This is a genomic window from Protofrankia symbiont of Coriaria myrtifolia, from assembly GCF_900634755.1.
Classification (GTDB): Bacteria; Actinomycetota; Actinomycetes; order Frankiales; family Frankiaceae; genus Protofrankia; species Protofrankia coriariae.
The window spans coordinates 1-8,459 of sequence record NZ_CAAAFS010000223.1 but is presented as its reverse complement, the minus strand read 5'-3'; the positions used below and the strand labels follow the sequence as shown (position 1 = coordinate 8,459).

The window sequence follows — 8,459 nt, the reverse complement described above, 5'->3', positions numbered from 1 at the left end:
TCAAGTGCAGGCCGTGGGTTTCCATGGCGAGTGAGGCGAGGCCGAGGGTGTCGGCGAAACCGGCGAGGCGTTCGTCCACACTGATGATCAGAGCGGCGGACAGGCCGATGATGTCGGTGACCCGGCGGAACGTCGGGGTGTTGGCGACCAGGGCGCAGGCCGGGTGGCAGCGCCGCTTGTGGCTGCCGGGGAACGGCCGGTCTGGTGGCTGGCCGATGCCCGCCCACAGCCGTTGGTGGCGGCCGGCCCAGATGTTGAGGCTGGTTCCGGGCCCGTGGTTGCTTTCCAGCCAGTGGAAGCGGGCCTGGACTGCCCAGAGGTCCGGACGCGCGGCCAGGTCGGTGAGCATGACGCCGAGGCAGTCGGGCTGGCGGAACACTATGTCGGCGTCCACGAACCACAGGTGGGACGCGTCTTCGTGGGCTTGGACGAAAGCGCGCAGCACGTCCCCGTGGCTGTTGACTGTCGAGTCGGCTGCCGGCCAGGGTGATCGTTCCCATGTCGCGGGGAGTTCGCGTACCGCGTTCCGCAGGTTGTCGAGTCCTTCGTCGGTGGAGTGGTTGTCGATGACGGTGATGCGTAGCTCGCCGTCGTCGATCCGGTGCTGATGTGTTCTGATCAGGGTGCGTAGCGCAAGTTCGGTGAACTCCGAGCTGTTGTGGTTGATGATGCAGGCGTCAGTGAGGGCTGCTGCCATGGCCTCGTTCCCGGTTTCCGCTGTGAGTGGCTGGCCGTCTCGCCAAGGCTGCCTGACGAGGGCTCGCTCGCGTCCAGCGGCCCCACGGCAGACCCGCGGATCGAGTCGGTTTCCGTGACTGCGCGGAAGGTGGTCACGCGGAGCGCGACATCGGGGGTTTCCTGCTCGGCCCTCGGGCGGCCCGAGCAGGAAAGGAGCGAGCGGTGACGGCGACGGTTTCCGCCGGCCGCTCCCGGCAGCCATCGTTGGAAGATCGAGAGGGCGATCCGGCTGGTTCGAGGGTTATCGCCTGCTGGCCATCCGTTACGAAAGCAACGATCACAACTTCCTCGGGTTTCTCTCCCTCGCAGCCGCACTGATCTGCTGGAAGAAACTCCCCACGTGAGGCACCCTCTAAGTACGCTGCGGCCGCTGCTCATCGCCGCGGATCAGAACAGGGACGATTCCCCTCTCTCCCAGGCAGTCATGATCGTCTCGGTGGCGCGGGCCTCGACGGCCATTGCCGCCCGCGCGCCGAAGAGCAGGTCGGCAGCGAGGCCGGGCTCGGCCCGCACGAGGCCGGTGGCAAGGGCGTCGGCGGCCACCGTCTGGTGGTGGGCGTCCGCCACGACGTGCGTGTCGAAGAACAGACGGGCGGCCGGGGGCAGGCCGTGGCGGCGCAGGGCGGCGCTGTAGGCACTCATCGGCCCGACCGAGGTCATCTCGAACACGGCGAGATGACCGACGAGCGCGGCCCGGTGCTCGCGGTGCAGGCCGAAGAAGGACGGCACGTTGACGGTGGCGAGCGTGGTGGCCGGGACACGGTCGAGGTAGGCCCCGTACGCAGGGTCCAGCCCCAGGGCGCGCAGAGTGAGGCCGAAGAGGGTCTGGTGCATGTCCCGTTGGACGCCGTGACCGTACTCGTCGGTCTGGATCTCGACCAGCGCGGCCTTCGCCGCGCCGGCCAGCCGGGGAATCGCCCACGAGTGCGGATCTGCTTCCTTGAGCTGGAGCAGGGAGCGGTGGACGGCGAACTCACGGAACTGGCCCAGCGAACCGCGTTCGGCGAGATACCCCGACAGCGACGGGCCGCTGGGAGCGTCGACGATGCGGCGCAGCGCGCCCGCGATCCCGTCCACGAGGAGGTCGCCCGGCTCGGTGCCGGGGGTGGCGAGGCCCACGTCCTCCCGCAGCCGGGCCAGGAGATCGCGCTCCAGGAGCCGGCGCAGTCCCAGCAGCGACGGCTCCCACTCCCAGCCGTCCGCCACATCGGCAAACCCGCGGTAGTGCAGCTCGTAAAGGCAGTACAGGGCGAGGGTGGCGTCCTCACCGAACAGGGCGTCATCGTCGGCCGCGGGCACCCTGTCCACGGCATGGACCGGCCCGGCCAGAGCGGTGGTCAGAACGGCGCTGAGGGTGCCCCGCGGGCGCGGCAGGGAGCGTGGCCCGAGCTCGGCCGGGCTGAGAACGTCGCCGTAGCCGGCACCGTTCGGCCCGTGGAAGGCCGTGGTCACGGGTCGGGGGCGGGAGGCGGTCACGCCGGCACCGCCACGGCACCCGCACTGAGCACCTGGGCCAGAACCACCGAGTCCCTCCCGGGCGGGTACGCACGGCTGTGGTCACGGATCCAGGTGACACCGGCGAGCAGATAGCCCTCCTGATGGAAGAATGCCTGCCCGGCGGCGGCAAGGGACTGGATGCGCCGCCACACCTCGGGGTCGCGGCAGTAGGGGCCGAACCTGATCGGGCGCGTCACCCAGTCCACCAGCCGGTACCCACGGCGGGTCGCCTCCGCCAGGACGCCGAGCGGATCGGAGATCGAGGCGACCATCACCATCACCAGATCGAAGGAGCAGCCCAGGAGCCGGCGGGTCACCTCGGCTCCCCGCGCCCCGCCGTACAGGTCGGGAGCACCCGGCCGCCGCGGCTGCCCCGGCAGGTACGGGGGGTTGGCGACCGCACAGCGCTCCGTTGCCCCGCTGGCATAGCGGAAGAAGTCCCCGAACTGGACGGTGTAGTTCACCGGCCCCTTCAGCTCCGTCAGCCGGCGGGCCGACCGGAATGCGTCGGGGTCGCGCTCAAATCCACGGACCCGTGCCGACGTCTCCGATCGGCCGACGGCCTCCAGCAGCGGGATCCCGGTACCCGCCCCCAGCTCCGCCACACCAGCGGCGGTGTAGGGACTCAGCTGTGCGCAGGACAGCAGGCGCTCGACGCACCACGAATAGAAACTCGACTCCACCGGGTCATAGAAAGCCATGTCGCTCCTGCCACAGGTCGACCGGAGGCGAGCCGCCCGGGCGGAACGGGCCCCAGGGCCGGCAGACACCGCCGCTGTGCGCTCACGGCCAGATACCCGCCCGGCTCCGCCTTAACCGGGTGCCCCTTGACCGGGTGCCAACTTGACCGGGTGTCAACGCCGGGACGCGCGTGCGCGGCGCCCAGCTCCCCACCGGCCGGAGCGTGGAGGCGCCCGTCAACGGCCGGAACGGTTCGGCAACCATGAAGCCGCAGTTGCGCCGGGAAGGCCCGCCGTCAACGCTGTCACATTCGTCAGAATCATCCGGTCGTGCCTGGAAATCCTCCGGTGGAGGCGTCCTTCGAAGTCGTTCTGAAGTGCCCGAAGCCACCGGTTGCCGGCCATTAAGACCACCGACAACCGGCGAATGCGGCAGCGCCCGACAGGCCCTCCTGCCGCGCTCAGGATCGAAAGCGCGAAGCCGGACAGCCAGATCGGCCTCATTCGAGAAGAAATTCATGATACTTCCGGATGTGACGGACCTCTCACGTTATAACGCCCCGCTGCGGGAAGGCATCCCTGGACACGGGCGCGTCGCTCGGAGCAAGAGCAAGGCCCAGCCGGGCTACCGCTACCAGACTGATTCGAGGAGTTCGGTGTGGTCATTCGCCACGCAGCCGAGATGTCCCTACCCGAGGCTGATTCGACACCCGCCGTGCTGATCGTGCTGGCCATGGCCGCCGTGCTCGGCTACACGGTTGCGCTGGTCGTCGACCGGACAGCCCGCCGGGTCGGGCGCCGTTCGGCAGCCGCCGCCGACCTGGCCCAGCGCGGCCGACGCCCGGCCCGCCTCACCCTCGTCCTCGTCGCCCTGCTTGTCGCGCTGAACGCCATGCCCGAACAGACCTGGACCGGGGCCATCGTCCGGCTGCTCGGCCTGGTCTTCATCGGCGGCGTCTCCTGGCTGGTGGCGGTGCTCACGTTCCTCCTCGAGGACCTGGCCCTGGCCCGCTACCGGATGGACGTCGCCGACAACCGGCACGCCCGCCGGGTGCATACGCAGGTGACCCTGCTGCGTCGCATCACGGTGGTCGTCATCACCGTCATCGCCGTGGCCTCGATGCTGATGACGTTCCCCAGCGTGCGCATCGCCGGTGCCAGCATCGTCGCGTCCGCCGGAATCGTCGCCATCGTTGCCGGCCTCGCCGCACAGACCTCGTTGGCGAACGTGTTCGCCGGGCTGCAGCTCGCCTTCACCGATGCCATCCGGGTGGACGACGTGGTCGTCGTGGAGGAGGAATGGGGGCGTATCGAGGAGATCACACTGACCTACGTGGTCGTCCACATCTGGGACGACCGACGCATGATCCTGCCATCGACGTACTTCACCACCACGCCGTTCCAGAACTGGACGCGCCGGGAGGCGGCCGTGCTCGGCGTGGTCGAGCTGGACCTGGACTGGTCGGTGCCGGTAGAGGAGATGCGGGCGGAGATGCACCGGATCCTGGACGCCACCGCCCTGTGGGACGGCCGGGTCTCGGTGCTCCAGGTAACCGACGCGGTCGGTGGATGCGTGCGGGTCCGGGTGCTGGTCAGCGGTAGCGACGGACCGACCGTGTTCGACCTGCGTTGCCACGTCCGGGAGTTGCTCGTGCGATGGCTGCGACAGCGGCACCCGGCGGCGCTGCCAAGGACACGGCTCGAACACGAGCGGAGCGGCCCGGTGTGGTGGGACGGCGAGCATGACGGCCACGGGAAGGGGGTGTACGGGCCGGCGCAGCGGCGCGAATCCGACCCGACCACTGCCAGGGTCGCGGCCGCCGATCCGGCCACCACCAGCGCGCGGATGGACATCCGCGCGCATCCCGAGGAAGCTCACCCCGACGCCCGCCTGTTCGGGGGCAGTCCGGATGCGGCTGAGCGCTCCCGGGCGTTCAGCGAGACCGATGAGAACGGCTCACACCGGCCGCCGTCCTAGAGGGAAAGTCATCTCTTCGGTCGGCGAGCCGGGCCCTGGCTGACCCCGTCGAGGAACACCTACGACCGCCCGGACCCGGCTCTCCGCTGTTGTCAGGCATGCGGCCGGCCCTGACGCCATCACTGCCAACGGCGGCCAGGGGAGTGGGCAACCGCGTCAGGTCATCTGCGTCCCACAAGGTGGAACACCCGGCTGAGCTGTCGGTAGGGATCACGCCGGCTGGCCTCAAGTTCCACCTCGGCGATCCTGGTCAGCTCGTCCTCGTCCTCGTCGAGGGTCATCCAGTCGGTGAACAGCCACACGCCATACCAGGCCAGCGGGCGGACTCCGTGATCAGCGAACATGCTGGAGAGTTCCTCGACGGTGTCGGCACGCGTGTTCAGCCCCAGCACTCCGCGCTCCCCACGGGCGTGGAAGGCGGCCTGCGCGTCGTCCCACCGACGCTCCAGCGCAGGGCGGACGGCAAGGGTCGCCGCGTTGAGTGCCATCACCGAGACGATGCCGTCCACGGCGGTGCACGCGCACAGGGCCTCGATCATCGGGGCCGGCTCAGGCAGATACATCAACACGCCGTGGCACAGCACAGCGGCAAATCGTCGGCCCTGGGTCAGCGAGGGCGCCTCCTCGCCGCTTCCCAGCACCAGCCGAACACGATCGCGAACATCGGCTGACTCGGCGGCCAGACGCCGCTCCGCGGCGGCAAGCATCGCCTCGGACGAGTCGAGCAGGACGGTCTCATAGCCCAGGCGGGCCAGGGGAAACGACTGGTGTCCGGCGCCTCCGCCCACGTCGAGCACGGCTGCCGGTGGCGGCGGCAGGTGATCCATCAGGTGGCGGTGCAGGACATACGTGCGCACCCGACCCTTCACCGTCGCGTACGCGCCCTCGACGAACCGGTCCGTCAGGCCAGCCCAGACATCCTCGGTCACGACAACCATCCTGCCTGTACCCACTCCTGCGATGACGCCCGGTCCGGGCTGTCCGCTTGGCGATCCCTCAACGGCGTGGTGCCCGGGTTTTCCGCGTCGCCGGCCGCGTCCCCGTGCGGGCAGGGTGCGGCTCCAAGTCGCGGAAACAGCGGGATGTCGGCGCCCAGATCTTGAAAGATGATCTTCACGTATACCTTTTGTCGGCTCTATCTCCCGAGGTCCCCCGACCCACCCTGTGGAGGCGAGATGGCGCGGCCGCCTCGCCCGCCCGCCTCGATCCGCCAGCGTCCGTTCCGGGGACTGCTGCTGAAGGCTGCCGGATTCGTCGCCTGCTGCCTCGGCATGGCCAGTGGCGTGGTTGGCGAGCGGGGTCTACGCCCCGCCGGCGGCATCCGGGTCGGGCCCGCCCACACCGCGGTGGCTCTCGCGCTGATGGCTGTGCTGTTGGGCTTCGGACGCTGGTCCTACCGTCAGGGCGGCCGGCATCGGACGCCGTTGCTGGAACCGTTGACCAGCATTCCCGAGGATGAGCCGATCGTGTTGTTTCTGCGTGCGTTCGACGAAGATCGGGGTTTCGCGCATATCCAGAGTGGAGATCCACGGTTCGGGCCCTGGACTGCCGACGTATCCACCGAGGAGGAACAGCTCACCAGGGCGACGGCTCCATTCGGCCGAATGGTAGCCCTCGGACGTCCAAGCGACTCGCTGCCTCCTGTCGGCGCCGCACGGGACTACGCCGGGGATGACGAGTGGAAGGGCAGGGTGCTGGCCGGACTCGCTCGGGCGCGGCTCGTGCTGCTGGCCGCCTCGCCGGGTGGGGCCGTGCGCTGGGAGACCGAGCGCGTCATCGAGCGGAAGCTGGCCGACCGGCTCGTCGTGCTTGTCACCGGCGATGGGCGGCGGTACGAGTCCTTCCGGGGGAGCCTGTCGCATCTGTTCCCCCGGGGGCTTCCCGAGTACCGGCCGGTGAAGCAGGGCAACCTGATAGCAGAGAGCGCCTATCTCCGGGCCGTGGTCTGGTTCGACGCCGACTGGACCGCGCATCTGGTGCAACTGGATGACTCGCGGGACGGCCGGAGCATGCTGACTGAGTTTGACCGGTGGGTCGAGACCGCCGTTCCACTTGCCATCTGGCCGCTCTACCAGCGGGCCGCTCTCCCCGTGCCAGGGCTGCCCAGCGGGCCGTGCGACCGGCCTCGGGCGGTAGCAGTGGCAGTCACCCTGATCACGGTGGATATCCTGGTCCTGGCAGTGCTGTTGATCATATTGGCTCTGCGCTCGAGCGTCTGGCTCGGGGCAGTCGTCGGGGCCGTGGCACTGCTACTGCTCTTGTCCGTCTACGGGGTCTGGCGGGGCGGTTATATGACGGTCAAGATGGTTCGGTTCTACTCGTTGCTCTTCGGCGCAGTGACCCTGGTCCTCGTACCGGTCGGGCTCAGCCTCCTGACCGCGGGGCTGCTTCTGCGGCGCCGTTCGGTTCGGGACTGGACAGCTTCCCGCGTACTTTTCCCTGAGCGACCACGAAATCCCCGGTCGTGAGTGGCGGACGGCAGACAGTTCCCGACGGGACAGCAAGACATACCGAGGAGCGAATAATGGTTCCGGCGACGATCACGTGACGGCCTGGTCTCCGAGTTGTCTGATCAGCACGCACTCACGGAACAGGATGGCGGGGTAGTCGAAGCCGGACAGATACGTCGCGGCGTCGGGCTGAGAGCTCGCTCGTTTGCGACAGAGCGAAGCAATCGAACCGTGTCGCGTCGGGACTCGCGTCGCCGCAGGATCGGCGTTCACCGGCCGGCGGCCGAGTCGCCGCGCATGGTCGGTCAGCTATCCGAGCGCGATCGCCAGGCCGCCCGCGCGAAGGATGCGGCGCAACATGCCCACATCGGCTTCACCGTCCCACCCGAGACCGAACAGCAAAGCCGCTGAAACCGAAAGGTTTCAGCCGCTGTCACCGAGGCCGGCGCGGTCAAAACGTGCGACAAGGCTGGGCTTGCGGGAATGCCGCTGGCGCAGGAGGGCGAACCGTCGTGTGAACTCCGTGGTGTGGCCGGCGCGTGCGGCGACGGCCCGTAGATCCTCGAGGATTTCGACGGCCGCGTCGTAGTCGCTCGGCCGGCGGCTGTCGATCAGCGTGTCGACGCGCGCCCAGGCTGTTTCCTGGTCGCCGGCCAGCGCGTCCAGCCGTTTCTCCCGGGCCAGTGCGCGCTCCCGCGTGCGGCGGGCCTCCTGCGCGGCGCGGGCGGCCTCCTCCTGTCGTCGGCGTTCCTGTCGGATGTCCGCGGCGGCGTCCAGCAGGTGGGCGACCGTGCGGCGGGGGCGGTCGTTCCCACCGCTGTCGGGCGTACCACGAAAACGTCGCAGCAGCTCCATCTGGACCCGGGCGCTGTCACCGTGCGCGACTTGGAGCAGGAAATTCTCCTTGTCGCTGGCGGGGAGATCCCGGATCCATCCGGCCAGTGCGCGGGGGTCGTCCCTGGTTGCTGCCAGAGGTGGGCTTGCCTGGGCCGCGCTGGTGAGCAGGTCGGCGTCGAGACGGAGGAAATCCGCCAGGGCCTGCTGCGGCGCGGTGAGGGAACCCAGCCCGGCGGGCACCGGGGGCTCGAGGGTGTCTGGAGGGTTCCCACTTTCGTG

The 8,459-nt window shown here is 69.3% G+C and carries 6 protein-coding genes and 1 pseudogene; 2 read left to right on the top strand and 5 right to left on the bottom strand.

Translation table 11 applies throughout. From position 1 onward, the window contains the following. The 3 genes from CM1CMNOD_RS12570 to CM1CMNOD_RS12560 form a co-directional block, all read right to left on the bottom strand. Positions 1-697: hypothetical protein (locus tag CM1CMNOD_RS12570; protein ID WP_131774000.1), on the bottom strand; the 697-nt coding region annotated here is incomplete at its 3' end. A 428-nt stretch (positions 698-1,125) separates the two neighbouring features. After that, positions 1,126-2,214: an iron-containing redox enzyme family protein gene (locus tag CM1CMNOD_RS12565; protein ID WP_013873989.1), complete on the bottom strand. Its 1,089-nt coding sequence runs from the start codon at positions 2,212-2,214 to the stop codon at positions 1,126-1,128. After that, positions 2,211-2,936, bottom strand: coding sequence for a hypothetical protein (locus CM1CMNOD_RS12560; RefSeq protein ID WP_013873988.1), 726 nt, complete (start codon positions 2,934-2,936; stop codon positions 2,211-2,213). Before CM1CMNOD_RS12560 ends, CM1CMNOD_RS12565 begins: the two co-directional genes overlap by 4 nt. Before the next feature lie 661 nt (positions 2,937-3,597). On the opposite strand from CM1CMNOD_RS12560, the gene CM1CMNOD_RS12555 reads away from it, so the two are divergent. Continuing rightward, a complete protein-coding gene (locus CM1CMNOD_RS12555) occupies positions 3,598-4,893 on the top strand; it encodes a mechanosensitive ion channel family protein (protein ID WP_050803790.1) in 1,296 nt (431 codons plus the stop codon). A 161-nt stretch (positions 4,894-5,054) separates the two neighbouring features. Here CM1CMNOD_RS12555 and CM1CMNOD_RS12550 read toward each other — a convergent pair whose 3' ends face one another. Next, positions 5,055-5,831 (bottom strand): methyltransferase, encoded by a 777-nt coding sequence (locus CM1CMNOD_RS12550; protein WP_193353070.1) that lies wholly within the window; start codon positions 5,829-5,831, stop codon positions 5,055-5,057. Between the two features lie 237 nt (positions 5,832-6,068). Between CM1CMNOD_RS12550 and CM1CMNOD_RS12545 the strand changes: the two genes are divergently transcribed. Next, positions 6,069-7,361, top strand: coding sequence for a hypothetical protein (locus CM1CMNOD_RS12545; RefSeq protein ID WP_013873985.1), 1,293 nt, complete (start codon positions 6,069-6,071; stop codon positions 7,359-7,361). A 405-nt stretch (positions 7,362-7,766) separates the two neighbouring features. Here the strand turns inward: CM1CMNOD_RS12545 and CM1CMNOD_RS12540 are convergent. Next, positions 7,767-8,459, bottom strand: a pseudogene (locus tag CM1CMNOD_RS12540) (hypothetical protein); the annotation flags it as partial.

Coding starts and splice junctions, on each gene's coding strand:
- CM1CMNOD_RS12550 (WP_193353070.1), bottom strand. CDS start 5,831: ATGGTTGTCGTGACCGAGGATGTCTGGGCTGGCCTGACGGACCGGTTC.
- CM1CMNOD_RS12545 (WP_013873985.1), top strand. CDS start 6,069: ATGGCGCGGCCGCCTCGCCCGCCCGCCTCGATCCGCCAGCGTCCGTTC.
- CM1CMNOD_RS12555 (WP_050803790.1), top strand. CDS start 3,598: ATGTCCCTACCCGAGGCTGATTCGACACCCGCCGTGCTGATCGTGCTG.
- CM1CMNOD_RS12560 (WP_013873988.1), bottom strand. CDS start 2,936: ATGGCTTTCTATGACCCGGTGGAGTCGAGTTTCTATTCGTGGTGCGTC.